The following is a 24,550-nucleotide window of genomic DNA, read 5'->3' on the forward strand; positions in this document are numbered from 1 at the left end:
GGTTATTATCAGCTGAGTGGATTAGTGATTAACCAATCACAATTTGTCCGAGCACATAGCCCACACAACACGCACTGATCACGCCCACTAAACCGGGAGCCATGAATGAGTGGTTAAAATACCATTTGCCGATCTTGGTGGTCCCCGTCATATCAAAGTTGACGGTAGCGATATCAGAAGGGTAGTTCGGAATAAAGAAGTAACCGTACAGCGCAGGCATTAACCCGATCAATAACGCAGGTTCGAGTCCCAGTGCTACACCGACCGGTAGCATCATCTTCGCAACGACCGCTTGTGAGTTCACCACAACCGACACAATAAATAATGCCAGTGCGAAGGTCCAAGGATAGGCGTTCACCATATCAATGATTCCTGAGCGAAATTGTGGCATCGCATATTGAAAATAGGTGTCCGACATCCAAGCAATACCAAAAATGGCAATCGCAGCCACCATCCCCGATTTGAAGACGACGCCTTCTGGTACGGTTTTCGGATTAACTTTAGCGACTAATAAAATAATACCGCCAAAACAAAGCATCATCATTTGAATCACGGTCGCCATATCAATCGCCTTATTACCCGAAATCATTCTGACTTCAGGGAACATGGCGATCAAAACAATGATCACAATCGAGAGAATAAAGAGCATGACAGAATTCTTTGCCGCGGCTGGGAGGACTTCATCTAATGATGTGGCGGTTGTGCTAAGAATTTTCTCTTTGAAGATAGGATCTTTTAGGCGTTCTTGATAGTCCTGATCTTGCTCGAGCTCTTTACCTCTACGCATGCTGTAGAGCGACATCAACACGGTTCCAAATAACGTCGCAGGTACCGATACCATCAAAATAGATAACAGCGTGATGTTGTGATTAATTGTCGATAGCTCTGCAAGATAGTAAACAACAGCGGCAGAAATGGGCGAAGCCGTAATGGCGATTTGTGAAGCAACGGAAGCGGCGGCCATCGGACGTTCGGGACGAATACCATTTTTTAATGCGACATCGCCAATGATCGGCATAATCGAGTAAACCGCATGACCCGTTCCAAGCAGAAAAGTCATGGTGTAGGTGACTAAAGGAGCAATCATGGTGACTTGCTTTGGGTTACGGCGTAACAACTTCTCGGCAACTTGCAGCATGTATTTTAAGCCACCCGCCGCTTCTAGGATCGACGCACAAGTAACCACGGCTAAAATGATCAGCATGACCGTTACCGGAGGCGAGGTCGGCGGCATTTTAAAAATAAAGACTTCCACCACCAAGCCAATGCCTGAGACAACACCAAGGCCTATCCCACCATAACGAGAACCAATGTATAACACTATTAATAGGAATAAGAATTCCAAATACAACATACTAACCTGACCTTATCATTAAAATTGGGTATCCCAATTCACTCGGATAGCGTGTCTAGAAATGCTCGGTATTTCATCTCTATCTTGCTGTTCAAGTGAGCCGGGTGAATATTCTGTGACTGAGACGATTTATTGCTCAATAAGTTGAATATCTTGGCGTAATTAACGGATTAACCAGCGTATTTTCTGATTTCATCCACAAAAAGTATGAAGTGAAGTTCACACATATTTACATTTTAAAAATGGAAGTGACTTATTGTGATCTTTGTCCCATTAAAATCCGAAAAAGTTAATCTTTTTAAGGTGTTAATGTAGCCAAAGTGTACTTTTTAACGCTGAAAGCAAGAAAAAGCCGAGCGGATGCTCGGCTGTTTTTAGGCAACGGAAGGTGAATCCGAATCATGCACCACGCTGGTTACAATGATTCGTCATAAATGGTTGGGATCGGCTGTCGTTTATGTTGAGTGACTTGATAGATATGAATCAAACGTTCAGCCACATAACGAGGGACGGGTTTACCTTCTAAAAAATCATCAATTTGTTGATAAGTGAGATTAAGCGCGTCTTCATCGGCTTTTTGTGGAGCTAGCTCTTCTAAATCAGCCGTAGGGACTTTATTAACTAATACTTCAGGTGCACCCAGTGTGGCGGCCAGTAAGCGCACTTGGCGCTTATTGAGGCCAAATAGCGGCGCTAAATCACAGGCACCATCACCATACTTGGTATAAAAGCCAGTAATATTTTCCGCAGAATGGTCGGTACCCAGTACCAAGCCACCAACATAGCCAGCGATTTCATATTGAGCAATCATACGTGCCCGCGCTTTGACATTGCCTTTGACAAAATCGACTTTGGCTTGATCATTAGGCAATAAGCCAGTGTTGGCGAGTGCTTGATGCGAAGCTGCATGTAAACCATCGACGCCCGCTTTAATGTTGACCGAGACCGCATGAGTGGGTTGAATAAACGATAAAGCTAACTGAGCTTCTTGCTCATCTTTTTGTTCACCATAAGGTAGGCGAACAGCAATAAATTGGTAAGCTTGCGTTTGTTGTTCTTGATTGAGTTGATCAACGGCGAGCTGTGCAAGGCGGCCACACGTGGTTGAATCGACACCGCCACTGATCCCAAGGACTAACGATTGACAACCAGACGTTAAAAGTTTGCGTTTAATAAACGTGACGCGTCGTTCAATTTCAAAGTGAGGATCAATGCTCGGTTGTACGCGCATTTCTTGTCGAATGATGTGTTCCATAAGATTTCCTTTCTGGCTTGCTAAACCGAGGTGGCTAAGGCTCGCATAATGAGGTGACTTAGGTATATCATACCGCAAACATGAAATTAGAAAACCGTGAATACGGGCTGAGTCTTGAATTGAGGAAACGATGCAAAAAGTGGCCGTCTTTGGTAGTGCGTTTAATCCACCGTCACTAGGGCATAAACATGTCCTTGAGTCGCTGAGCCATTTTGATCGCGTATTATTAATCCCCAGCATTAGCCATGCTTGGGGTAAAACCATGCTGGATTACACATTACGCTGTCGTTTAGTCGACGCTTTTATTAAAGACTTGGCTACCAGCCATATCGAGTTGTTGGCGATAGAGCAAGCGTTATGGCAACCGGATCAGAGCGTGACAACCTATGCTCTGTTGACGCATTTACAAAGCCAATGGCCTGATGCTGAACTGACATTTGTGATTGGTCCAGATAACTTCTTTCGTTTCCACGAGTTTTATCGAGCAGAAGAGATTGTGCGGCATTGGTCGGTAATGGTCTGCCCAGAAAAAGTGAACATTCGTAGTACCGATATTCGTCAGGCTATCGCCGCGAAAGAAAATATCCAAGGTCTAACCACTCCGAGTGTTGCCGCGCTCCTTGAACAACTTCAGGTGTATCGCTAATCGTATGCAAAATACCCAAAGAGTCATCGCCAAATGATGCAGCCAGTAGTGTGGGGATGGTTGATGTTATCCAGCTCGGTAATGGACTGTTCGCCTTACGATGGCGTTGAGCAATCTTTATCAATCCGTTCGGTTATTTTTAGCCATCAAACGGTGTGTGATGAGTGGCGAGAAGCTAATTATACTGGGCTGACTTTGTCGGTGAATCGATTAGAGAAACCGGATGACTACTGGACGGGATGGCTTGCAAGTAGTGTTATCAAGGCCGATCCGATGGTCAGTTCTAATTATCAGCAAGGTTATTTTGGCGTCAGTGTCTGGATGCCTGACGAGCTTGCTGAGCAAGAAGCGGAAATGACTTTAGAGGAGTGGCTAAAAAATCACGGTGTCGCGCTTAGCTTGGCTTATGGCGATAAGAGAAACGGCTTACCTCGTTTACGTCTCGATTATCGTTGGCATGAAATGTCGCAAACCGATTGGTTTTTACAGCTTGAAATCCCTTTTTAATCCTGAAAAATTAATCACAAAGCAGCAGGGGCATATTGATTACGCCCCTGGTTTGTTTGAGGTTGTACTCAAACAACCTCAAATCGAAAGAACATGGTCATATCAAATTGGTAGTGGCATTGACTGTGATGGGTCTTGCGGCTTGTAGACTCGCTTTAAACCCAGTATCGCCAGCATGGACATCAATAACATAATGATCCCCAGAGGAAGCTGGTTAGTCGTAGGAAACAAAGAGGCGGTTAGCGTGGCTAAGCCCGCGCCTAAGTTTTGCATTCCGCCTAATATCGCACCCCCAGTACCAGCATGGTAAGGCAGCGGATTGAGCGCTCCGGTTGTCGCCGCGGGGAACAAAATGCCCGCACCGAGAAAATACACCGTTGCGCCACCAATGAGTGTTAATGCGGTCGTTTGGTCAAATAGACCAGGGATAAGGACAATCATTGAGCCACAAAAAATCGCCATTAGACCGACACGCAACGCTTGTTTTTCGCTGTATTTTTGCGCGACGACGCTAGATAACCAAGCGCCAGCTAAGTAACCCGGAATGGGCGTGACAAACAATAAGCTGACGGTCGTCGCTGGCAGAGCTAAGACGCCACCCAATAATACGCCTGCAGCCGCTTCAAAGACCGCTAAACCAGCGAAGGTCGCGACTAAGCAGATTAAGTAACCTTGAAAGCGGTGATCCGACATCACAAACTGATAACTGCGCATCACAGGTTCTTTTCTGCGGTTCGCTTTCGGTAAGGTCTCGACTAGGCTAGTCAGCATTGTAATCAGCACTGCAATTGCAAATAGCGATAAAAACAGATAGCTAGATCGCCAGCCAAACGCTTCGGTTAAGTAGCCACCCAATACTGGCGCAATCAGTGGTGAGAAAATCAAACACATACTGATCAAGCTGTTGGCTTGATGAAGTTTACTGCCGGTAAAACAGTCACGGGTGAGTGTACGGCACATCGCGCCACCACAGCCAATACCAAGACCTTGAATAAAACTACCGGCTAAAAACCAGTGGTACTGATGAGCGAATAATGCCATCAAAGTCCCGAAAATATAAATAATCAATCCGACAATGATGATCGGCTTTCGGCCTAAGCGGTCAGACAGTGGCCCATAAGCAAACTGTGATAGACCATAGGGAATCAAATAACACGCCATCACGGCTTGTAGCGCTGATGGAGAAACTAAAAACTCTCCAGCCATATGACCAATAGATGGGACATACATGGTTTGTGTCATTTGACCTACCGCCGCTAAAATCGCGATCAAGAAAGTCAATTTGACTAATGGAAATGTTGCCGACATTACGTTCTCCACCTAACAACATTAAAGCGTGAGGATTGATATCAAGGATGAATAAAAACAACCAGCAAACCAGTGTTTACGGCGCGTGATATTAGTCATCAGTATACGGTTAATCAATTAAAAAGTGATGAAGCTAGCACGATATAATTCTATACTTATGATTAGATAAACTAATCCGAATTGATGGTGCTAACTTAACCTATTATTGGATGATATGAATTAATGCCACGTTAATGGTAAGGTTTTTTTTAGGCTGGCTATTGCTTTCGGTCTTTGGAGTCTCTACATTATTTAAATGAGAATCAATATCATATGTGGTGTTTATGTTAGCGTGGTTAGCAACGGTGGTTTTTTTAGTTGGGATGGGGATGAAAGTGGCGGTTTCGTCACGTTGGCTCATTAGTGTGATTGGCGTGGTCACCTTATTATCGTGGTTTGCATGGTTCGATATACGTTTGGTTTGTCTCGGGATATTTATTTCAGCCCCTTTTATTGTTCGTTTCACCCGTCAGCATACGGCGAAGTTATGTTTTTTACTGTGTGTATTGGGATCGACGCTTGCTAGCCTACTGATCACCTTATTGACTCTTCGTCCAGTATAACTGCGGTTGATTTTCTCAATCGATTGATAGAGCGTTTTAATTGTCTTTTATCATCAATAATATGAATGACAGACGATGGTCAATATTGTGCTTAAAGGATTTTAGCGTTCAATCTTAACCAAATCGGACGATGGCTATTGCGAGGGAAAACAGAACTGGTTATAGTTCTCGACACTAATGCGAATGCTTATCAAAATATATCGCAGTCATTTTCGCCAGTAAGGAATCGTATGAAATCAATAATCAGTTGGGCAGCGTTGGGCTTGCTCACTTCAATGTCAGTCCACGCCGCCAATGTGACCATTGAGCATCAAATGGGCAAAACCACCTTACCGCAAAATCCTCAACGTGTGGTGGTCATTGGTGTTGGCCCATTAGACGCTGTTGATTATTTTGGAATTAATCCTGTCGCCGTCTCAAAAGTCGCCGAATTGCCGGATTATTTAGCCAAATACCGAGGAGACGATTACGCTCCTGCAGGTTCGTTATTTGAGCCTGATTTTGAGCGTATTTTTATGCAAAAACCGGATCTGATCATTACTGGTCCGCGCGCTGCACGAACGGCTTATGATGAATTGAATAAAATTGCGCCAACCGTAGTATTTGCGGTGGATGATAACCAACCGTATTGGCAGAGCACTCAAGCTCAGTGGCGCAATTTAGGTAAAATTTTTGCTATTGAAGATAAAGTTGAAGAAAAAATTGCCCAGTTAGATAAAAAGTTCGCTGAAGTTAACGCTTACAATCAACAGCATCACGCACAAGCGATGACGGTAATGAGTTCTGGTGGCAATATTACCACCTTTGGCGCGAATTCCCGCTTTGCTGCGATTTATAAAGATTTTGGATTCAGTGAAGCCGCACAGGTCAAGCAAACGGCTAACCATGGTAATTTAGTCTCTTACGAATACATTCGTCAAAACAACCCTCAAACGCTGTTTATTATCGACCGCGATAAGTTGGTCAATAAAGGACAAAGCCATACCCGGGATGAATTTGAAAATCCGTTGATTAAAGCGACCGATGCCTATAAGCAAGATCGGATGGTATTTTTAGATTTGAATGCTTGGTACTTATCGATTGCTGGTGTGACCGCGACCGAGCAGATGCTAAGTGATATGCAAGTTAGCCTTCATTAATCCTATTGGTTTTCTGTGTGAGACTGCGGTCTTGTTAATGTTTAAGAATCGTCATTAGCCAGCGGTTTCACATGGTTTACATTAGTTCACTAGCAGACTTGGTTGATGCTCTGAGTCTGTTAGCGCTCTTAGATAACTATCATCAACCAATCGTTATTGAAGCTTGTGGATTAACGAAACTGGTTTTCTCTAATCATCATAAGATTGATGCTCTAGGCTTTGCTTACCTTCTGCTAGATTTGATTTCATTTTTGTCGTTATTTGAGGTTAACTTTGAAAAAGTTATTACTCGTGCTCCTATTACTGAGTTTAGTTTCCTTGTTCGTTGGTGTGGGACAACTGTCTTTTTCTGCGTTGATGCAAGGGGATGAAGTGGCTTGGCAATTGTTGTTGACGAGCCGTATACCGCGTTTATTGGCCGTACTTTTAGCCGGTGGTGGATTGAGCATTGCTGGTCTTATCATGCAGCAAATTAGTCAAAACCGTTTTGCTGCGCCTTCAACGTCCGGCACGATCGAATGTGCGATGCTTGGCTACGTGCTGAGCTTAGTGATTTTTGGTCATGGCGAGAGCTTATTACTGATTTTCTCGACGGCGATGATCGGTACCTTGATGTTTGTGCAACTGATCCAACGTATTCAATTTAAGAATGTGGTGTTTGTTCCGCTGATTGGGATTATTTTTGGCAGTGTTGTTCAATCTGCCGCGACTTTTATCGCTTATCGTTACGACGCATTACAAAACTTATCGGGTTGGGCGGTGGCTAATTTTGCTAATTTACTGAGTGGTGACTTCGAGCTGCTGTATATTGCGATTCCGGTCGCTATGTTGAGCTATTTATATGCCGCAAGAATATCCGCTGTTGGGATGGGTAAAGATTTTGCGATTAATCTCGGTCTTAATTATCAACAAGTGCTCACTCTCGGTGTGTGTTTGGTTTCCATTATGGCGGCATCGGTAGTGATGATCGTTGGACAATTGCCCTTTTTAGGACTGATCGTCCCTAATCTAGTCAGTTATTTTTATGGCGATAACCTGCGTAAAAATATTCCACGCACTGCGCTGTTTGGCGCTTCCCTCGTTCTACTCTGCGACATTATCAGTCGTGTGCTGATTTTTCCTTATGAAATACCGATTTCGATGATCATCAGTATTATTGGCGGCATTGCGTTTATCGTGTTGATTTTGAGAGGTCCTCAGCATGCAAGATAAACATAAAACGATATTGATGATGGTACTGGCGTTATTATTTGCCGTTCTGTTTATTAGCGTTGGCCTTAACGCCGATAACTATCAGTATTTTTTGTCTCGTCGGATCCCCAAAGTGTTAGCGATTGTGGTAGCTGCTATTGCTATTGCTCAATCCTCTTTAGCTTTTCAAACCATTACTCACAATAGAATTTTGACGCCGAGTATCATGGGGTTTGACGCCTTGTACCTTTTGGTGCAAGTGTTAGTGGTGGTTTTATTTGGCAGCTTCAGCGTGATTATGCTCAATAGCTATTTAAATTTTGCGTTATCGGTTGCTGCTATGCTGGTTTTTTCGAGCTTGCTTTTCACTTTCTATTTTCGCCGTCAGCGCAATAACATTATTGTTCTTTTGTTGTTGGGGGTTATTTTAGGTCAACTATTTTCGAACTTTTCCTCATTTTTCATTATGTTGATGGATCCAAATGACTTTGCGGCGATACAAGCCAAAATGTTTGCCAGTTTCAATAATGTTAACGTGAAATTGGTTTATGCCGTATCACCGCTATTACTTGTGGTGAGTTATTTACTGTTCCGTATGCATCGTACGCTCGATGTTTTTTGGCTCGATAATGATAATGCGATCAGCCTCGGCGTTGATGTCAAGCGCACCACGCGTGATGTGATGTTGCTGAGTGCCGTGTTGGTTTCTATTTCGACGGCTTTAGTGGGGCCGGTAATGTTTTTCGGTTTGCTGGTGACCAATTTAACTCGTGAATGGTTACGCTCTTATCAGCATCGTGTGCTGCTGATCGCCTGCTCTGCTATGTCGGTCGTCGCCCTTCTAGGCGGTCAATGGATAGTAGAAAACGTATTCTCATTCGGGACTACCTTGAGCGTGATCATTAACTTCATTGGTGGGATTTATTTCCTCTCTCTTCTCTTGCGTAATAAAGTGGTGTAGCCCGTTATGATTCAATTAGACAAACTGACCAAGTATTTCGGCTCTCAAGCTGTGGTTCATCAAGCGAGCGCGCAATTTTCGAAAGGCCAGGTGACCTCAATTATTGGTCCGAATGGGGCAGGCAAGAGCACTTTGTTATCAATGGCAAGCCGCTTAATGTCACGTGATGAAGGTAAAGTTTGGATTGAAAGCCGTGAATTGGTGGATTGGGATACCAAAAGCCTCGCCAAAAAATTGTCCGTTTTACGTCAAGCCAACAACCTGACCATGCGCTTTACTGTGCGTGAGTTGGTTGCTTTTGGACGTTTTCCACATTCTCAAGGTAAGCTCACGGTAGAGGATAACGCGATCATTGATCAAGCGATTGCCTATCTTGATATTAAAAGCATGGAGCATAAATACCTTGATGAATTGAGCGGTGGTCAACGCCAGCTGGCGTTTATCGCGATGGTCATGGCTCAAGATACCGATTGTGTCTTTTTGGATGAACCGCTGAATAACTTAGATATCAAACACTCACTGCAGATTATGGAAACGATCCGCCGTCTGGCGCATGATTTAAACAAAGCGGTCGTAGTGGTCATTCACGATATCAATTTTGCTTCCTGTTATTCCGATCGGATTATTGCTCTAAAAAAGGGAGTGGTAGTAGCCAGTGGGTCGGTAGAAGAGGTGATCCAAGCTTCGGTACTAGAAGACATTTACGAAACGCCTTTTCGAGTATTAGAGCTGGAAGGGAAAAGAATGTGTCTTTATCACACCGCTTAAGATGAGGCTTTTATCAAGGCGGATAAGGGCAGAGAAATATTTCTCGCTAGAAAAGAATAGATTATTTGTTACAGATCAATAAAAGAAGCGGCTTAACTGAGCAAAACAACAAAACAAAAGTTGAAAGATTCAAAAATTATTGAATAATGGGTAGCACGAAAAAAGAGAAGCGCAGGCTTCAAACTCATAGTCGAATACAGGATACTCCCCATGTCGAACTCGTATGTGTTGGTTATTAACTCTGGTAGCTCATCACTGAAATTTGCGGTTATTGATTCTAATACGGGTGATGCCGTATTGAGTGGTCTCGGTGAATGCTTTGGGCTGGATGATGCTCGAATGAGCTGGAAATGTAACGGAGAAAAAGCCAGTTGCACCATTCAAGGTGAAAATAACCACCATCAGTTAGCGGTAGAAAAACTGGTTGAGTTAGTCAAAACTTACGGTCTTATCGATGAGGTGGTGGCGATAGGACACCGCGTCGTTCATGGCGGTGAAAAGTTCACAAAAACCGTTAAGTTAGATGAGAAAATTGTACAAGAAGTCGAAGCGTTAAGTGATTTAGCTCCGCTGCATAACAAAGCTCATGCGATTGGTATGCGTGCAGCGATGCATGCTTTTCCTGAGCTGCCACAGTTTGCGGTTTTTGATACCGCCTTCCACCAAACGATGCCACCGAAGGCTTACACCGGTGGTATTGCTAAATCGCTCTATACCGAATTTGGCATTCGCCGATATGGTTTTCATGGTACCAGTCATTACTTCGTCAGCCGTGAAGCGGCCAAAATGCTCAATAAGCCCATTGAACAAAGCAGTTTTATCTCGGTGCATTTAGGTAATGGTGCATCCGTTTGTGCGATTAAAGATGGTCAAAGTGTCGATACCAGTATGGGCTTTACCCCCTTATCTGGTTTGATGATGGGCACTCGATGCGGTGACCTTGACCCTGGGATCATCGAATTCTTGTTGAAAAAAGGGTGGACGCAAGAGCAGGTATTTAACTCATTAAATAAAGCGTCTGGTTTCCTTGGTGTGTCCGGTTTAACCAGTGATGCGCGTGGTATTCTCGAAGCGATGGATCAAGGCCACGAAGGCGCGACGTTAGCCTTCCAAGTGTTTACTTACCGCGTGGCGAAATACATCGCTTCTTATCTTGCTGCCTTGGATTCTTTAGATGGGATTATTTTCACCGGTGGTATTGGTGAAAATGCCCTGCCTATCCGCCGTGAAATCTTACGCAATTTAAAAATTCTTGGCTTTGTAGAAGATGAGCAGGCGAATGAACAGGCTCGTTTCGGCAATGCTGGGATCATCGCCAGATCAGAGCCATTAGGCGCAGTGGTCCTTGTTGTCCCCACGAACGAAGAATTCGTGATTGCCCAGCAGTCGATTGAGTTGCTGTAAATTTTAACTCACAATCATGCTAGCGAGCCTCGATGGCTCGCTTTTTTGTCTCTATTAACCTTGTGGTCATCCAAAGAATAATAACAATCAAAATGCACCTTGCTTGGCTTCACTTAACGCTCAACCATACTTTCTTTAAGCTGTTGCCTTGTATCCGGTTTTAGATAACTCATCATAATAAAACTGAGTAATCCACACAGTAGGGTCGGGACGATGGGATGGATGCCCGCTAAATCAGGTTTTAACCACATTAAACTCGTGTAGGTGGAAAGCCCAACGATCATTGAACTCAATGCGCCTGTCGATGAAGACTTTTTCCAATATAAACCGAGCACCAAAGGCCAGAGAAATACCGCTTGTAAGCCTCCGAGTGCCATTAAGTTAAGCCAGACAATCATCTCCGGTGGATTGGTGGCTGCAAAAAAAACTAACAAAGCAAAAATCATCGTCACCCACAAAGATAAGCGAGTCAGCTTACTTTCTGCCTGCGGCTCATCGATGAGTCTGGGATTAATATAGTTAAGATAGAGATCTTTTAATAATGTCGCCGAGGCTTGGATTAGCTGTGAATCAATACTCGACATAATCGCCGCCATGGGGCCGGCGAGGAAAATCCCTGCCAATAAAGGCGGAAGAACGGTGATCATTAAGGTCGGCATGATTTGATCTGGGCTAGTAAGATCCGGCACGATAGCGCGCCCTAATGCTCCCGATAAGTGAGTACCAAACATCAACAAAGCCATCATAATAGTGCTTAAGACTATACCCTTGTGCAGCGATTGGCTGTCTTTATAAGACATACAACGAACTGCGGCATGGGGTAACCCAATCACGCCAAAGCAAACCAGTATCCAAAAGCTCAACATAAATGGCTGGCTGAGGAATTGATCGGGGCCGTAGGGGGTAATTAACGCAGGATCAATACGATGCAGTTCCGTGACTAGTGTGCCAAGGCTACCACCAGCGTGGATCACTCCTGCTAATAGTACAAAAGTCCCGATTAACATCATGATCCCTTGCACGGTATCGGTCATTACTACCGCACGAAACCCGCCGATGGTTGTATAAAGACCAACAGTAAAAGCAAACAGCATTAAGCCATGTTGATAAGAGAGCCCAGTAACCGTTTGTAATAGGCGTGCTCCACCAACAAATTGCACGACCATCGTACCAAAAAAGGCCAGCAGTAAAGACGTCGATGCCAAAATAACCACACTACGACTTTTAAAGCGAGCGTATAACATATCATTGAGAGTTAACGCATTATGACGACGAGCTTCAATCGCAAACTTTTTACCTAATATACCAAGAGTTAACCAGGTTGCTGGTAGCTGGATCATCGCGAGCAATACCCAACCTAAGCCAAGTTTATAAGCGGCACCTGGCCCGCCAATGAAGCTGCTAGCGCTGGCATAAGTGGCAGCAAGCGTCATTGCGAGCACAAATCCCCCCATGCTGCGCCCACCAAGAAAGTATTCATTGAGAAAGCCGCCATCTGTTGTTCTACGCCGGCTAAAAAAAGCAATCGCAAATACGGCTGCTAAATAAATGATGAGAGGCAAGAGAAGTTGATTATTCATCACGGGTCGTCATATCTGGTTCAAGACTAATATCGCGATAAATGAATGCCACCATTAACGCGCAGAGAAGAGTAAATACTATTGGACCTACCACACAAGACAGCAAAAACCACAACGGCATACCGAAGTAGAGTGCTGGCAATTCAAGATCATCAAAAGGCGCAGAGAAGCCATAAGCCGTGACATACCACCAGATAAAGTAACCCAAGGCGAGGATCAGAGCGGCTAATGCTTCGCGATGAGTTTGTTGAATAATACGCTGTCGGTTATTCATCCGTTTCCTCGGTGATTAGGTATCCCTAGCTACTTGAAGTTAACGTTGGATTATTGGTATCCGTTTGTTCAATGGTAATAGTGAACAAGGCTGATGATGACAAGATCGAGTAGTTTGGGAATAGCGAGTTTCTAAGGGGAGGTATGGTATTACAAATATGGCGTTGGAGACAAAAAATATCGTACAGGATGAATGAAACAGCTGGATACAGATGGTTATTGATGAGTCAATGGTGCTTAATTCTAAGATCAGATAAGGAGAAAAGCATTTAAGCGTTGGCCTTTTAGCGTATGACGGCTGCTAAAAGGCAGTCGGCCATCGGTAACTTATCCACCATACTGCTTTTCAAAGGCTCTTTGCTCAAGAATATCTTCAATTTTTTTACGCGTTTGGTGCTGAGTTAACGGCATTTTCTCATTGCTGTCCGCTTGAGGAGCGGCTGTCTTGGTTTTTTTTGGTGCTTTTGCCATGTTGGTATCATCCATTTTAAAAATGATTCCTATTAGTACACTAATGAGGATTAAAGGCCAGCCTAAGAACCGAGTTATTAGATTTGTTGCACAAAAGTGAATGTAATCCGTGCATCATCGTTAACACCTCTATTTCAGTGTTATTTCAACGAGAAATATTGGTCGTGCGGTATCGTGAGTGGCAAGCTTTTCTCAAAGCGGAGAAGGAAGTGATGGATAAAACAATGGCGTGATAAAGTATCACGCCATCAACATTCTATTACAGAACCGTTACTTGTTCTGCTTGAGGGCCTTTTTTGCCCTGCTCAACGTTGAAGCTTACTTTTTGGCCTTCAGCGAGAGTTTTGAATCCTTCAGATGCGATTGAGTTGAAGTGAACAAAAACATCACTTCCACCGTTATCTGGAGTAAGAAAACCGAAACCTTTAGTTTCGTTGAACCATTTTACTGAACCTGTCACTTTACCTGACATAATTACCTCTATATTTTATGATACTAAATTAATGTTGGCTGATAGATAAGCAATTGAATGGTAGATGAAGGTAAACTTGTACAGGCACTAAACGAAGGGTATCGATGGTTTTCTGAGCAAAAACTTACACTTTATGTCACATTAACAACTCTGCTTTAAGAGCCAACTTCACTATACACGTTGCCGAGTAAATAGCGAGACTTATTTATTTCGAGATGATCGTTGTATCGCTTGAACGTTTGGAAACAGCCCCAATATCTTAGTTAATTAACAATGAGTATACCCTTCCTACTTGAAGCTGCAGCGGTGTTGGCTATGTTCGTTCACCCCAATCACATCGTTTGCCTATGCTCATGGGGATTCAATCACTTGCCGCCTACCTGCAACGCCAAGTCGTTTGGGTATAAACGATGTTTCGGCAAGGTTTACTGACAAGATAATAACAACAAGGAGAGTGTCATGACACAAGCATATGTACCCCCTAAGGTTTGGACCATGGAGAGTGAAAATGGCGGACAATGGGCAAGTATTAACCGACCTGATTCTGGTTCTCGTTTCGAACAAGTGTTACCGATAGGTCAACACCCGATTCAACTTTACTCAATGGGGACACCTAACGGGCAAAAAGTCACTATCTTGTTAGAAGAGTTATTAGCATTAGGTATTCACCAAGCTGAGTACGATGCCTTTTTGATAAAAATTGGTGATGGTGAGCAATTCGGATCTGGGTTTGTTGAGGTCAATCCTAACTCGAAAATCCCTGCATTAATGGATCGTTCGTTCGCGTCGCCGATTCGCGTTTTTGAATCGGGTAATATTTTGCTCTATCTTGCGGAGAAATTTGGTCACTTTTTACCACAAGCGTTGCCCGAACGTACAGAAGTGATGAATTGGTTGTTTTGGTTGCAAGGTTCCGCGCCTTATTTGGGTGGGGGATTTGGTCACTTTTATGCTTATGCTCCAGAAAAGTTTGCTTATCCTATCAATCGATTTGCAATGGAAGCGAAACGTCAACTGGATGTGTTAGACAAACAACTGGCCAAACAGACCTATATTGCGGGTGAAGAATATACGATTGCTGATGTGGCGATTTGGCCTTGGTATGGCAATCTAGTGTTAGGTAATGCTTACAATGCGGCTGAGTTTCTGGATGTGCAATCTTATCAACACGTGCAACGTTGGGCGAAAACCATTGCAGAGCGTCCGGCGGTGCAACGTGGTCGAATTGTCAACCGAACATGGGGAGAGGCTTGGGAGCAGTTAGCTGAGCGTCATAACGCACAAGACATTGATCGCGTATTGGCACAGCAACCGAAGTAAGTTGAAATCGTCCAGTGAAGTACGACGCCACCTTAATGTTATTGACGGTTATCGCTACGTTGTTCGGAATGTTGTTCGCGATGTGGTACTTCTTCGAACTCACCTTCAATAACATGTTCACTTTCGTTATTGTGAGCTTGATGAAAAGGGCGGCGTCTTAGCTGCCTTTCTAACCGCTTGCCGCTAATGATGGCGATCAAGGTGAGTGGAATCGCGAGCAGTAAGCCAAAGATTAAGGCGAAAAAACCGCAGATTAATGTCAAGGTGGTTACTAATACTCGATACATAAGCTGTCTCCCAAAATCGATATCAATTTATCATACCTCATCTGTGATGAAGAAAACATGAACGATGCTTACTCAAACCGCATTAATGTTTATGAGAGGTTTCACCGAGGGAGGGTGTGCCGCCCTCCCTATGATGAACGTTGGCTAATAGGTTATTGAGTTGAGTCATCGGTTAGCCAAGCGACTTGTTCAGCAATACTCATCTTAAGATTATGAGGATAGAGTAATGATGGCTGCAACAAGGCATAAAGTTGCTGCTGGTAAGCGTCTAACCATGCATATCGCTCACGGTACATTTTGCGTTTCGGGCGCTTTATCTCTCCCATTTCGCGACGCTTAGCAGATAAGGGTAAAGAATAAAACCAACGGTTGTGATCAACGCCATCGTGTTCTTGCCATAATTGGTCATAGTCTAAATTGATCGAATCACTTTTTTTACCATATCGCTTGGCATTATAAATATGGGCTGAATTTTTAACCGCATAGATAGTTTTTATATCTAAATATTGAGCGATAAATTGAACCGCTTCAACCATAAAGGATTTAGGCCTTAAACCATGGATAGCTTTAGTGAATGTTCGGCTGAAACCATTATCGTTAACGGCACCTTGCATGCAGCCAATTAATAATAGGTTGTTTTGAATCGTGAAACCTAAAGTATAATAAGCATAGCCTGTATTATCTTCTAGTGATAACGCCAATTCACCTTCTTTACGTATTCTTCCATCGAAGCTTAAAGTAAGTTGATAATTTTCATCGTCAATATGGATACTGCCTAAATATAATTTATCAGTATGTATTTTAAGAATGGCGGCACGAGAAAAAGTAGCTTCTAGCCATGAATGGTGGTCATTGAGCAACTGTATGACATCACTTTTACTTAAACCAATATGTAGAAATGGAATCATACATTTCATGATATAATTTGGCTGGCGAATAAAAATATGTTGCCGACGCTCATGATGGAATAAGTTTACCATCTTTTGGAAATGACGAGGATAGAGATAAGATCTAAGAATAAACTTACTGATATCTCTCAATTTATGTTTTTGGCTTTGAGCATGAGCTGCCGAGGCTAATTTTAATCGCACACGAATTACCACTACTGTAATACAGATAATATTCAGCGAGTATTATTACTCACAGCCAAGAACATCGCTATTGTGTTTGTGTACTTTTTTGTATGGGATTGTCTTAATCGAGGTTATGTATAGTGTTAACTTATTAATAATGCTGCACTCTGATTATCTCTTAATCATAATTCCTGATCTATTGTCCTTTTTCTATCAATGAAAGCCTGAATTGTATTTATGTCAATATATTGATTGACTTTGATTAATAACTATAAATTATATTAGTTAGCCGTAACCCGAGAGCAGAGTATCGCTAGTGGACCAAAACAAAAAAGCCGCCTATCGGTCGTGATAAGCGGCAAGGGGGGATGATGGATCCATCTGTCCTGAACATTATTGGCTACCCAATAATATAAAAGCGTCGTAACTCTTTCCGCCGCCTTTCGCTCAGCACATTCGGTTTATTATTATTGTGTTGTGGAGTCGGTTTCGATTATTAGGGATACGTTTTGTAACGCACGCCCATCATTTGTTCCATACAGTGAATGACTTGGCAACTGTAACCAAATTCATTGTCGTACCAGACATATAAAACGCAGCGATTGCCTTGGGCGATCGTTGCAGCACCATCAACGACGCCAGCATGACGTGAACCGACTAAATCGCTCGAAACGATTTCAGTTGAATCGGTATAGTCAACTTGCGCTGAAAGAGGGGAGTGAGTAGCAATTTGTCTTAAATAGTGGTTTAACGACTCTTTATCGGCTTCTTTGGCTAGATTTAAGTTAGCAACCACCATGGACACATTGGGTGTCGGTACACGAATCGAATTCCCAGTTAATTTTCCTGCTAGCTCCGGTAACGCTTTGGCGACGGCTTTCGCTGCACCTGTGGAGGTCAGCACCATATTCAGAGACGCAGATCGGCCACGACGTTCACCTTTGTGGAAGTTATCAATCAAATTCTGATCGTTGGTATAAGAATGAACGGTTTCAATATGCCCAGATAGCACACCATATTGATCGTGCATCGCTTTAAGAATGGGCGTAATTGCGTTGGTCGTACAACTTGCTGCGGATATGATCGTATCATCAGCGCTAATCACCGATTCATTCACCCCAAAAACCACATTTTTAATATCGCCTTTACCGGGGGCGGTGAGCAGCACTTTACTCGCACCCGGAGAAGCTAGATGACGGCTCAACCCTTCACTGTCGCGCCACACACCGGTGTTATCAACGACAAGTGCATCGTCAATACCATAGTGGCTATAATCGACCTCTTGCGGTGAGTCAGCATAGATCATTTGAATATAGTTACCGTTAGCAATCAGTGCCTTGCGTTCACTATCGATAATAATACTCCCGTTGAACTGGCCATGGACGGAATCTCGTCTTAATAGATTGGCTCGCTTTTCCAAATCTCCGTCTTTACCGCCACGAACGACAATTGCACGTAAGCGTAATGGGTAACCCGGACCACTTTTTTCTATTAATAAACGAGCCAATAAACGGCCAATACGACCGAAACCATAAAGCACAACATCTTTAGGTTGATTCATGGGTTCGCCGTTCACGGCTTCAACAAGTGCCGTATGCAAGTAATCTTGCATAGCATCGGCGTCATCATGATGTTGCCAATAACGATGCGCTAATTGGCCAATATCGATTTTACAAGGTGATAGGGTCATCTCTGCCAGTGAAGTGAGCAAAGGTATGGTTTGTTCAAGAGATAAAGATTCTCCGATATAGCGACTCGCAATTTTATGAGCTTTGATGATGTCAATCGTGGTCGCATTGATCAGCGTTTTACCAAACAATAAAATTTCTACACCTGCTTGTCGGTAAAGTTTGCCAATCAGAGGCGACATAGATTCAGCGATGGTTTGGCTAATTTGCCAATCGAGGCGATGTTTTTCTGGGCTCATGTTGACTTAAGACCTTTCACGTAGGGTTAAACGTGATGTCACCGCAAGCGATAAGCATCACGTGCTCAACCATCACAATTTGTATTGTGTTTAGTATTGAGCTAGCTTGTTATTGGATTGTGTCTGGATTGTAAATCTTGAGCGGTTATTCTGCTAGTAAAATTAATGGCCATATATTAGGCTGTAGTTCTACTGATTTCTGGTGTTTTAGCGGAGTTTTTAAGGGTTAAATCGGTATTGACAATTTTAATTAATGTCACTTATTTCGTGAGGATATGCATTGAAATCATAGTTGTGTTTGAAAAAGAAAAATGAGTTACTTAATTTTTGTGATTTCAATCGAAAATACCTATTTATTCAGCAGGTTAATCCGTATTAATGAGAGTGATTTAATCCATGTGGTTTGAATGTGTTCGCGATCTGAAAATAATCCTTAATTGATTAGGGTTATTGGCAAGCACAAGGTAGGTTAATTTTTACCTACCTGCTTGTGAATGAACGGTGGTTACCAGACAAGGCACTCTTAAGTGGTTACTGGTGGTATTAATTAGAGATTCGCTGGTGGGATCTGGCTGATCGGTTTGAGCTCATTTAAAGGTAACCAGTTTACTTTTACCCCTGCTTGTAAAAACATATCTTGGCTAACTTTTATTTTGTCGCCCCAACGAGAAAGAAAATCGTCAGACTGTTCAGGGCAATGCACAGCAGAAATACCAGTTTGAATGATTTTTGCTGCGCAATTTGGGCACGGAAAATGAGTGACATAAATTTCACAGCCATCCAAATCACGTTTAGCGAACAGAATCGCGTTTTCTTCAGCGTGCAATGTTTTTAAATATTTCATGTCACGGTCGTCGGTATTTGCACTGTCAGAGATCCCGTGTGGATAACCATTAAAGCCGACAGAGACAATACGATTTTGTTTGGTGATCACAGCACCGACTTGAGTAGACGGATCTTTACTCCAAGAGCCAACCAGTTCGGCCATTTGATAGAAGCGTTGCGCCCATTTTGAAATCATAATCTTGGTTTCCTTAACGTAACGTTATTTGTCAGTCATGATCGTGATTTTGTAGAGCTTAGTCTAGATAAATTTTGCGACCGTCACACGAGAAAAACGTTGATTGGTTAGGCTTGGCTTTACTAAAGTGAGACTGAACTCTCGTTTTTTATCGCTCCTCGCTAGACGGCTATGGGTGATTTAGCGATAAGCTTTGTGAGAGATCTCTTACAATCAATGTGAGAGATGTGCGTTTTTTGTTATGGGTAAAACGGTGATATTGCCCTTATGTTATTGTTTTTAATGATTTATTCCTGTAATAATTTGCTGAGCTGAATAGACATGTTCATTCACCACCTTGCTGAAAAACCGTGTTGCCGTATTCTGAATTTGTCAGCAGGAAGCCGACACGGAACAGGAAAGACCCAAGGATAGGTCATCTTCAGGACGAAGATTCGATGATTCAGGATGAAACATCGGCAAGGAAAGCAAAGGACATTAGCAGGACGCGAATAACTAGGATGGTTATCACGGATGGTTAATGGACATCTTAAAGGAATAAGGCACGTCTATCAGGATGATAGAGTAAGGGACACCGCTAGGATGGCGATGAAACGGAATGTGCTAACGGATATAGCAGACTATCAAGGAATTGATGCAGGGAGCACTTGATTAGTAGCCGGATTGCTGCGAGTAAGAACTGAACCCCACTAGGCGTAAGCTTAGTGGGGTTTTCTTTTGTACAGCGAACTGGCTTTTTTTATCGGCTTAGATATATTGCCGTAGTGGTCATCGGTTCGCCACGATGAAGCCCCCGTTTATTTTAAAGATAATATTCACTTTGCAAGGCCAATCTAGGCTAAAGACAGGAGTTATTCGATGCAAGCAGAAGTACAATGGGTTGATGGATTAAGATTTATTGGTCAATCACCGTCAGGACACTCTATCGTAATGGATGGTAATGCAGGCTCCTCTGCGCCCAGCCCGATGGAAATGGTGTTGATGGCCGCTGGGGGGTGTAGCTCAGTGGATGTGGTTAATGGCTTAAAGCAAGCTCAGCAAGCGGTAACGGGGTGTCGTGTATCGTTGATCACTGAGCGTCGAGAAACGGCGCCGCGTCTTTTTACTCATATCAATCTGCATTTTACGATTGAAGGGAATAAGGTATCGTCAGAAATTGTTGAACAAGTGGTGGCAGATTCACTCAATAAATACTGTTCAGTTTGTTTAATGCTTGGTGAAAGTATTGAGCTCACCCACAGCTGGGAAGTCATTAATGCTTAACGAATGAGCATAAAAGGGAACAGGAATGAGCTATTTTAAATATACAGGATATGGGATTGCTGCCATTTTTTTGTGGGGAGCAATGATTGGTTTAATGCGCACTGTGGCTGAAGCTTTCGGACCGATTGGTGGTGCAGCCTTACTCTATACCATTGCCGCTGTCTTTTTAATACTCGTGCTTGGTGTCCCTAAACGACAACATTTTTCTCTTCGCTATTTATTGATAGGAGGAGGGTTATTTGTCAGTTATGAAATCTGTTTGGCATTAGCGATAGGTATGGCCAATAGTCGTCATCAGGCTTTAGAGATGGCGGTGATTAATTACTTATGGCCAGCGATCACGGTAGTACTAGCGGTTATCTTAAGTAAAAAAACAGTCAGCGTTTGGCTTTATCCGAGTGTTGGTCTGGCCTTTACCGGTGTTGTTTGGACTTTAACGGGAGACGCCGGATTCTCTATCACACATGTGGTAAATAATATTTCCAGTAATCCTTTGACCTATGGTCTGGCCTTTATGGGAGCGGTGATTTGGGCAATCTATTGCAACGTGACGAAGTTAATCGCAAAAGGTCAAAATGCTATCGCTCTGTTTTTTATCGCTACAGCGATGGTGTTATGGATAAAGTACGCGCTAAGCCAAGAAGGACCACTGAGCTTTAGCCCAATCGCCATCTTCAATGTGATACTGACGGGTGTGGTGATGGGCAGTGGTTATGCGTTATGGAATATCGCTATTTTGCGTGGCAATATGTTGTTATTGGCAACATTGTCTTATTTTACCCCTGTGATATCGACGCTTTTTTCATCGTTAATTCTTGGTGTGATACTCGATACCAGCTTTTGGCAAGGGGTGGCAATGGTGACGTTGGGTTCATTACTCTGCTGGTGGTTAACGCGTGATAAACCTAAGCTGATTGAAGCTACCACCTAAAATAAACCCGCCATTAACGGCGGGTTTATTGGTTAGGATAAGCAGGGATTAACGCGCGATATTGACGTTAATTTGTAGTTTCAGTGGTAACCCAGATAAACGCTTAGCGATGGTTTTTCTGGTTTGTTCGATATCATCGACTAAAATTACATCGCTGTTGTCTTCAGGATAGATATCCACATCTACCCATAATTCTGGACCGACTTTGGTCACTCCGGTTAATTCAATATCTTGCTCTGATTCTTTACAAGCATCGATAATACTTTGATCAACGCGCTTACAAATATCTTTACTCGGTGACATGAGGAATATTTCGCGTAATGCCGTTTTCACCATCCCGAAAGGTACTTTTAAAAAATAAAACGACATAGCAAGCATCATCAACGGGTCAGCATAGACCGCATAGTGAGCGAAGGGAGTAAAAGTCACACCCAGTGCCACAATAAAGCCGATGGTTACTGCAAGGCTGAGCAATGTATCCATTTGCCATTGTTTAACCTCTGCACCAATCAGGCCTGAAGCGTGGCGTTTACTCAGTTTTGCCATATACCACCATGCTAAGCCACAGCCGATAACATTGACTGTACCAAAAAGGGTTGCAATCGAAGCATCGACTTCTCTACCGCCAGTGATTAAAGCACCGATCGCAGAATAGAGTGAGTAGGCGACGAGTAGTAAGATCACGCTGCCTTTGATAACAATAACCGCAGGTTCAAATAGCGCACGACCAAAAGGGAACTGCGCATCAGACGGCTTACGTATATAACGTGAAGCGACCAGCGACAATAATGTTAACAGTAAACTGATGAGAGAGTAGACTCCATCAAAGACAATAACTAATGACCCTACAAGTAAACCAACCACTAATCCGCCAAGGGCAAATACTGATGCGATAAGGGCGGAGAAGGTTAAGACACGATTTTCATTTAAACTTGTTTGAGCACACATAAAACATCTACCGATTTAAAAACTAAACGTATTTTGGCTTAAAATCGGTCTATTACAATCTCAATTTACTTACACATCTAAATAAAAAACACGAATTTAAAATAAATCCATTTAAAACAGTAGGTTGCGCGCTATTTTTGCTGTCAAAAATATTGACTCTGACTGCCATTGGTTATTTAAAAGTCAAATAGGTAATCACTGAGCTTATCAGCTAGCCAAAGCATAGCTGGATTTTCTGCGTCACCAGGGATGGTATACATGCAATAATCTTCTTGAGTTAAGCCGTAGGTATGGCGAATAACGGTTAAACGTTGTTCGCGCAGATGATGGCGAATTAATGGCTCAGGTAACACTCCCCAAGCGCTTTCGGTCAATATGGTCGCCAGCATATATTCAAAACTTGAGAAACCAATATAGCGGCGAGAAAAGGGCTCAAGGTTGGAGTTATCTTGATCGTTGAGGTAAACCATCACCGCTTGCATCGATTTACGTAAGTCTTCATCGGACACTCGTTTGAGTTTAGTTAAAGGATGACTGACGCTACAGACCGACATCATGCGGATTTTACCCAGTGGCTGGTAACTGATACGAGGATCGTCCAAACGCTCGTAATCGACACCAAATGCAAAGTCAACCTGCTCGGTTGCGACTAAACTGGCTAGATCACCACTCGAGGCAAGGACGATGTTAAAGGACGTATTAGGAAATAAATTATTCAGTGAATGAGCCAAATCTTGCCATAACACATCAGGCAGAGAGTCATCACGCGCAATCCACATTTCAGCGGCAAATTCATCACACACCTGCGAGCAGGTGCGTTTAATTCTGGTCGCTGTAATTAATAAGCTTTGGCAGTCTTTATAGATAGCCTTACCGGCTTCCGATAATGTGACTTGATTACCACTGCGGACTAATAGCTCAACCTTAAGTTCATTTTCCAGCGCTTTTACCGCCATACTCAGTTTGGTTCGGTTACATTCCAGTTGGCGAGCCGCCTCGGAAACTGAGCCTGCATCGGCGATAGCACAAAATGCTTCTATTTGTGATAGGTTCATGAGGGTTCCATTATTAAACGGGAGCGACGTTAATCAGGCTGATAACTTCCACTTTACATTGCCGATTTTCTCAGCATTACGATGAATATTGTATTTTCTTAACCAAGATTGTTCGCTAACGCTATGAAGTTGACTCTATTTTGGTTTAATCTTGGCATATTACCAGAATACAAGACGTAATACGGAGACCATGATGGTACACGACTGGGATAATCTCGCGAAAAATTGGGAAAACAATACAACAAACACGATGTTTGTTCAGCAGGTATTTCAGCAACTGAAGACCTTAACGTCCTTGGATGGCAAGCATATTCTTGATTATGGCTGTGGGACGGGTTTCTTAAGTCAGATGATGTCCCCCCTAGCGAAAACTATCGTCGCATTGGATAGCTCAGAATCGATGATTGAGGAGCTGGATAAAAAAGAGCTACCTAATGTCGAGCCTGTGGTCGATAGTTTAACGCGCGGCTTAGTGGCTCAACATCCAGCTTTTCGAAAGCAGTTTGATCTTGTCGTCGCCGCTTCGGTGTGTGCTTACGTTGATGACTTTCCACAAGTAGTCGAGATTATTTACTCGTTACTAGACCAAGGTGGTTTGTTTATTCAGTGGGATTGGTTAGCAGACAATGCGCTCGCCGATCACCATCTACATGAACTTAACGTTAGACAGGCTTTTACCCAAGCAGGCTTTACGACCATTGAGGTTGCACAAGCGTTTGTCATCGCTACCCCGGATGGACCACAAGCCGCCTTTTTTGCATTAGGACGTAAATAGCCGTACACACTCTGGTTTG

25 protein-coding genes are annotated in these 24,550 nt (G+C 43.2%); 12 read left to right on the forward strand and 13 right to left on the reverse strand.

Going from position 1 to position 24,550, the window contains the following annotated elements; translation table 11 throughout:
* Positions 1 to 28 precede the first annotated feature (28 nt).
* Together FKN88_RS08970 and nadE are read right to left on the reverse strand one after the other, a co-directional pair.
* On the reverse strand, positions 29 to 1,354 hold the full coding sequence (locus FKN88_RS08970; RefSeq protein WP_004397015.1) for an anaerobic C4-dicarboxylate transporter: 1,326 nt from the start codon (positions 1,352 to 1,354) through the stop codon (positions 29 to 31).
* Between the two features lie 415 nt (positions 1,355 to 1,769).
* Positions 1,770 to 2,609, reverse strand: coding sequence for an ammonia-dependent NAD(+) synthetase (gene nadE / locus FKN88_RS08975; protein WP_154170933.1), 840 nt, complete (start codon positions 2,607 to 2,609; stop codon positions 1,770 to 1,772).
* Positions 2,610 to 2,739: 130 nt separating this feature from the next.
* Between nadE and FKN88_RS08980 the strand changes: the two genes are divergently transcribed.
* Positions 2,740 to 3,255: a nicotinate-nicotinamide nucleotide adenylyltransferase gene (locus tag FKN88_RS08980; RefSeq protein WP_306687402.1), complete on the forward strand. Its 516-nt coding sequence runs from the start codon at positions 2,740 to 2,742 to the stop codon at positions 3,253 to 3,255.
* 33 nt (positions 3,256 to 3,288) lie between these two features.
* Positions 3,289 to 3,762, forward strand: a complete 474-nt coding sequence (locus FKN88_RS08985; RefSeq protein WP_170904377.1) for a hypothetical protein — start codon at positions 3,289 to 3,291, stop codon at positions 3,760 to 3,762.
* Positions 3,763 to 3,864: 102 nt separating this feature from the next.
* On the opposite strand, the gene emrD is transcribed toward FKN88_RS08985, so the two are convergent.
* Positions 3,865 to 5,070 (reverse strand): multidrug efflux MFS transporter EmrD, encoded by a 1,206-nt coding sequence (emrD, locus tag FKN88_RS08990; protein WP_161425163.1) that lies wholly within the window; start codon positions 5,068 to 5,070, stop codon positions 3,865 to 3,867.
* A gap of 323 nt (positions 5,071 to 5,393) precedes the next feature.
* On the opposite strand from emrD, the gene FKN88_RS08995 reads away from it, so the two are divergent.
* The 6 genes from FKN88_RS08995 to FKN88_RS09020 all read left to right on the forward strand — a co-directional run bounded on the left by FKN88_RS08995 (position 5,394) and on the right by FKN88_RS09020 (position 11,135).
* Positions 5,394 to 5,672 (forward strand): hypothetical protein, encoded by a 279-nt coding sequence (locus FKN88_RS08995; RefSeq protein ID WP_161425164.1) that lies wholly within the window; start codon positions 5,394 to 5,396, stop codon positions 5,670 to 5,672.
* A gap of 230 nt (positions 5,673 to 5,902) precedes the next feature.
* Positions 5,903 to 6,811: a siderophore ABC transporter substrate-binding protein gene (locus FKN88_RS09000; RefSeq protein ID WP_161439043.1), complete on the forward strand. Its 909-nt coding sequence runs from the start codon at positions 5,903 to 5,905 to the stop codon at positions 6,809 to 6,811.
* 273 nt (positions 6,812 to 7,084) lie between these two features.
* Positions 7,085 to 8,023: an iron chelate uptake ABC transporter permease subunit VctD gene (vctD, locus tag FKN88_RS09005; RefSeq protein WP_158137058.1), complete on the forward strand. Its 939-nt coding sequence runs from the start codon at positions 7,085 to 7,087 to the stop codon at positions 8,021 to 8,023.
* Positions 8,013 to 8,963: an iron chelate uptake ABC transporter permease subunit VctG gene (vctG, locus tag FKN88_RS09010; protein WP_161426640.1), complete on the forward strand. Its 951-nt coding sequence runs from the start codon at positions 8,013 to 8,015 to the stop codon at positions 8,961 to 8,963. Before vctD ends, vctG begins: the two co-directional genes overlap by 11 nt.
* 6 nt (positions 8,964 to 8,969) lie before the next feature.
* The gene (vctC, locus tag FKN88_RS09015; RefSeq protein ID WP_158137056.1) at positions 8,970 to 9,731 is read left to right on the forward strand and encodes an iron chelate ABC transporter ATP-binding protein VctC; all 762 of its coding nucleotides are present in this window, start codon (positions 8,970 to 8,972) and stop codon (positions 9,729 to 9,731) included.
* Positions 9,732 to 9,941: 210 nt separating this feature from the next.
* Entirely contained in the window at positions 9,942 to 11,135 is a 1,194-nt protein-coding gene (locus FKN88_RS09020) for an acetate/propionate family kinase (protein WP_158145121.1), read from the forward strand.
* Between the two features lie 113 nt (positions 11,136 to 11,248).
* On the opposite strand, the gene panF is transcribed toward FKN88_RS09020, so the two are convergent.
* The 4 genes from panF to FKN88_RS09040 form a co-directional block, all read right to left on the reverse strand.
* Entirely contained in the window at positions 11,249 to 12,715 is a 1,467-nt protein-coding gene (gene panF, locus FKN88_RS09025; protein ID WP_306687401.1) for a sodium/pantothenate symporter, read from the reverse strand.
* Positions 12,708 to 12,989, reverse strand: coding sequence for a YhdT family protein (locus tag FKN88_RS09030; RefSeq protein WP_004397051.1), 282 nt, complete (start codon positions 12,987 to 12,989; stop codon positions 12,708 to 12,710). The genes panF and FKN88_RS09030 overlap by 8 nt, the downstream gene beginning before the upstream one ends.
* Positions 12,990 to 13,315: 326 nt before the next feature.
* Positions 13,316 to 13,474, reverse strand: a complete 159-nt coding sequence (locus FKN88_RS09035; RefSeq protein ID WP_004397053.1) for a hypothetical protein — start codon at positions 13,472 to 13,474, stop codon at positions 13,316 to 13,318.
* 244 nt (positions 13,475 to 13,718) lie between these two features.
* The gene (locus FKN88_RS09040; RefSeq protein WP_004397054.1) at positions 13,719 to 13,931 is read right to left on the reverse strand and encodes a cold-shock protein; all 213 of its coding nucleotides are present in this window, start codon (positions 13,929 to 13,931) and stop codon (positions 13,719 to 13,721) included.
* A 459-nt stretch (positions 13,932 to 14,390) separates the two neighbouring features.
* Between FKN88_RS09040 and yghU the strand changes: the two genes are divergently transcribed.
* On the forward strand, positions 14,391 to 15,251 hold the full coding sequence (yghU, locus tag FKN88_RS09045) for a glutathione-dependent disulfide-bond oxidoreductase (RefSeq protein WP_217536670.1): 861 nt from the start codon (positions 14,391 to 14,393) through the stop codon (positions 15,249 to 15,251).
* Between the two features lie 38 nt (positions 15,252 to 15,289).
* Here yghU and FKN88_RS09050 read toward each other — a convergent pair whose 3' ends face one another.
* The 4 genes from FKN88_RS09050 to FKN88_RS09065 form a co-directional block, all read right to left on the reverse strand.
* Positions 15,290 to 15,538: a hypothetical protein gene (locus FKN88_RS09050; RefSeq protein WP_306687400.1), complete on the reverse strand. Its 249-nt coding sequence runs from the start codon at positions 15,536 to 15,538 to the stop codon at positions 15,290 to 15,292.
* A 152-nt stretch (positions 15,539 to 15,690) separates the two neighbouring features.
* Complete coding sequence (locus FKN88_RS09055) at positions 15,691 to 16,641, reverse strand: VirK/YbjX family protein (RefSeq protein ID WP_306690724.1); 951 nt, start codon at positions 16,639 to 16,641, stop codon at positions 15,691 to 15,693.
* A 466-nt stretch (positions 16,642 to 17,107) separates the two neighbouring features.
* Positions 17,108 to 18,538, reverse strand: a complete 1,431-nt coding sequence (locus tag FKN88_RS09060) for a glyceraldehyde-3-phosphate dehydrogenase (RefSeq protein ID WP_306687398.1) — start codon at positions 18,536 to 18,538, stop codon at positions 17,108 to 17,110.
* Between the two features lie 547 nt (positions 18,539 to 19,085).
* Positions 19,086 to 19,559: a dCMP deaminase family protein gene (locus FKN88_RS09065; protein ID WP_004397071.1), complete on the reverse strand. Its 474-nt coding sequence runs from the start codon at positions 19,557 to 19,559 to the stop codon at positions 19,086 to 19,088.
* Positions 19,560 to 20,417: 858 nt separating this feature from the next.
* On the opposite strand from FKN88_RS09065, the gene FKN88_RS09070 reads away from it, so the two are divergent.
* Positions 20,418 to 20,822, forward strand: a complete 405-nt coding sequence (locus FKN88_RS09070; RefSeq protein ID WP_110167371.1) for an OsmC family protein — start codon at positions 20,418 to 20,420, stop codon at positions 20,820 to 20,822.
* A 25-nt stretch (positions 20,823 to 20,847) separates the two neighbouring features.
* Positions 20,848 to 21,753, forward strand: coding sequence for an aromatic amino acid DMT transporter YddG (gene yddG, locus FKN88_RS09075; RefSeq protein ID WP_306687397.1), 906 nt, complete (start codon positions 20,848 to 20,850; stop codon positions 21,751 to 21,753).
* 48 nt (positions 21,754 to 21,801) lie between these two features.
* On the opposite strand, the gene FKN88_RS09080 is transcribed toward yddG, so the two are convergent.
* Positions 21,802 to 22,701: a cation diffusion facilitator family transporter gene (locus FKN88_RS09080; protein WP_040905323.1), complete on the reverse strand. Its 900-nt coding sequence runs from the start codon at positions 22,699 to 22,701 to the stop codon at positions 21,802 to 21,804.
* 176 nt (positions 22,702 to 22,877) lie between these two features.
* A complete protein-coding gene (locus FKN88_RS09085) occupies positions 22,878 to 23,756 on the reverse strand; it encodes a LysR family transcriptional regulator (RefSeq protein WP_004397076.1) in 879 nt (292 codons plus the stop codon).
* Positions 23,757 to 23,949: 193 nt separating this feature from the next.
* Between FKN88_RS09085 and FKN88_RS09090 the strand changes: the two genes are divergently transcribed.
* Positions 23,950 to 24,531 (forward strand): class I SAM-dependent methyltransferase, encoded by a 582-nt coding sequence (locus FKN88_RS09090; protein WP_170904443.1) that lies wholly within the window; start codon positions 23,950 to 23,952, stop codon positions 24,529 to 24,531.
* Positions 24,532 to 24,550 lie beyond the last annotated feature (19 nt).

The sequence above is a fragment of the Vibrio sp. 2017_1457_13 genome (assembly GCF_030851525.1).
Lineage (GTDB): Bacteria > Pseudomonadota > Gammaproteobacteria > Enterobacterales > Vibrionaceae > Vibrio > Vibrio metschnikovii.

What these genes read in the sequence shown, in the direction of transcription:
- FKN88_RS09020 (WP_158145121.1), top strand. Translation starts at nt 9,942, where the DNA reads ATGTCGAACTCGTATGTGTTGGTTATTAACTCTGGTAGCTCATCACTG.
- FKN88_RS09040 (WP_004397054.1), bottom strand. Translation starts at nt 13,931, where the DNA reads ATGTCAGGTAAAGTGACAGGTTCAGTAAAATGGTTCAACGAAACTAAA.
- emrD (WP_161425163.1), bottom strand. Translation starts at nt 5,070, where the DNA reads ATGTCGGCAACATTTCCATTAGTCAAATTGACTTTCTTGATCGCGATT.
- FKN88_RS09035 (WP_004397053.1), bottom strand. Translation starts at nt 13,474, where the DNA reads ATGGATGATACCAACATGGCAAAAGCACCAAAAAAAACCAAGACAGCC.
- FKN88_RS09070 (WP_110167371.1), top strand. Translation starts at nt 20,418, where the DNA reads ATGCAAGCAGAAGTACAATGGGTTGATGGATTAAGATTTATTGGTCAA.
- yghU (WP_217536670.1), top strand. Translation starts at nt 14,391, where the DNA reads ATGACACAAGCATATGTACCCCCTAAGGTTTGGACCATGGAGAGTGAA.
- vctC (WP_158137056.1), top strand. Translation starts at nt 8,970, where the DNA reads ATGATTCAATTAGACAAACTGACCAAGTATTTCGGCTCTCAAGCTGTG.
- vctG (WP_161426640.1), top strand. Translation starts at nt 8,013, where the DNA reads ATGCAAGATAAACATAAAACGATATTGATGATGGTACTGGCGTTATTA.
- nadE (WP_154170933.1), bottom strand. Translation starts at nt 2,609, where the DNA reads ATGGAACACATCATTCGACAAGAAATGCGCGTACAACCGAGCATTGAT.
- panF (WP_306687401.1), bottom strand. Translation starts at nt 12,715, where the DNA reads ATGAATAATCAACTTCTCTTGCCTCTCATCATTTATTTAGCAGCCGTA.
- FKN88_RS09030 (WP_004397051.1), bottom strand. Translation starts at nt 12,989, where the DNA reads ATGAATAACCGACAGCGTATTATTCAACAAACTCATCGCGAAGCATTA.
- FKN88_RS09090 (WP_170904443.1), top strand. Translation starts at nt 23,950, where the DNA reads ATGGTACACGACTGGGATAATCTCGCGAAAAATTGGGAAAACAATACA.
- FKN88_RS09050 (WP_306687400.1), bottom strand. Translation starts at nt 15,538, where the DNA reads ATGTATCGAGTATTAGTAACCACCTTGACATTAATCTGCGGTTTTTTC.
- FKN88_RS09065 (WP_004397071.1), bottom strand. Translation starts at nt 19,559, where the DNA reads ATGATTTCAAAATGGGCGCAACGCTTCTATCAAATGGCCGAACTGGTT.
- FKN88_RS08995 (WP_161425164.1), top strand. Translation starts at nt 5,394, where the DNA reads ATGTTAGCGTGGTTAGCAACGGTGGTTTTTTTAGTTGGGATGGGGATG.
- FKN88_RS08985 (WP_170904377.1), top strand. Translation starts at nt 3,289, where the DNA reads ATGATGCAGCCAGTAGTGTGGGGATGGTTGATGTTATCCAGCTCGGTA.
- FKN88_RS09080 (WP_040905323.1), bottom strand. Translation starts at nt 22,701, where the DNA reads ATGTGTGCTCAAACAAGTTTAAATGAAAATCGTGTCTTAACCTTCTCC.
- FKN88_RS09060 (WP_306687398.1), bottom strand. Translation starts at nt 18,538, where the DNA reads ATGAGCCCAGAAAAACATCGCCTCGATTGGCAAATTAGCCAAACCATC.
- FKN88_RS09000 (WP_161439043.1), top strand. Translation starts at nt 5,903, where the DNA reads ATGAAATCAATAATCAGTTGGGCAGCGTTGGGCTTGCTCACTTCAATG.
- yddG (WP_306687397.1), top strand. Translation starts at nt 20,848, where the DNA reads ATGAGCTATTTTAAATATACAGGATATGGGATTGCTGCCATTTTTTTG.
- FKN88_RS08980 (WP_306687402.1), top strand. Translation starts at nt 2,740, where the DNA reads ATGCAAAAAGTGGCCGTCTTTGGTAGTGCGTTTAATCCACCGTCACTA.
- FKN88_RS08970 (WP_004397015.1), bottom strand. Translation starts at nt 1,354, where the DNA reads ATGTTGTATTTGGAATTCTTATTCCTATTAATAGTGTTATACATTGGT.
- FKN88_RS09085 (WP_004397076.1), bottom strand. Translation starts at nt 23,756, where the DNA reads ATGAACCTATCACAAATAGAAGCATTTTGTGCTATCGCCGATGCAGGC.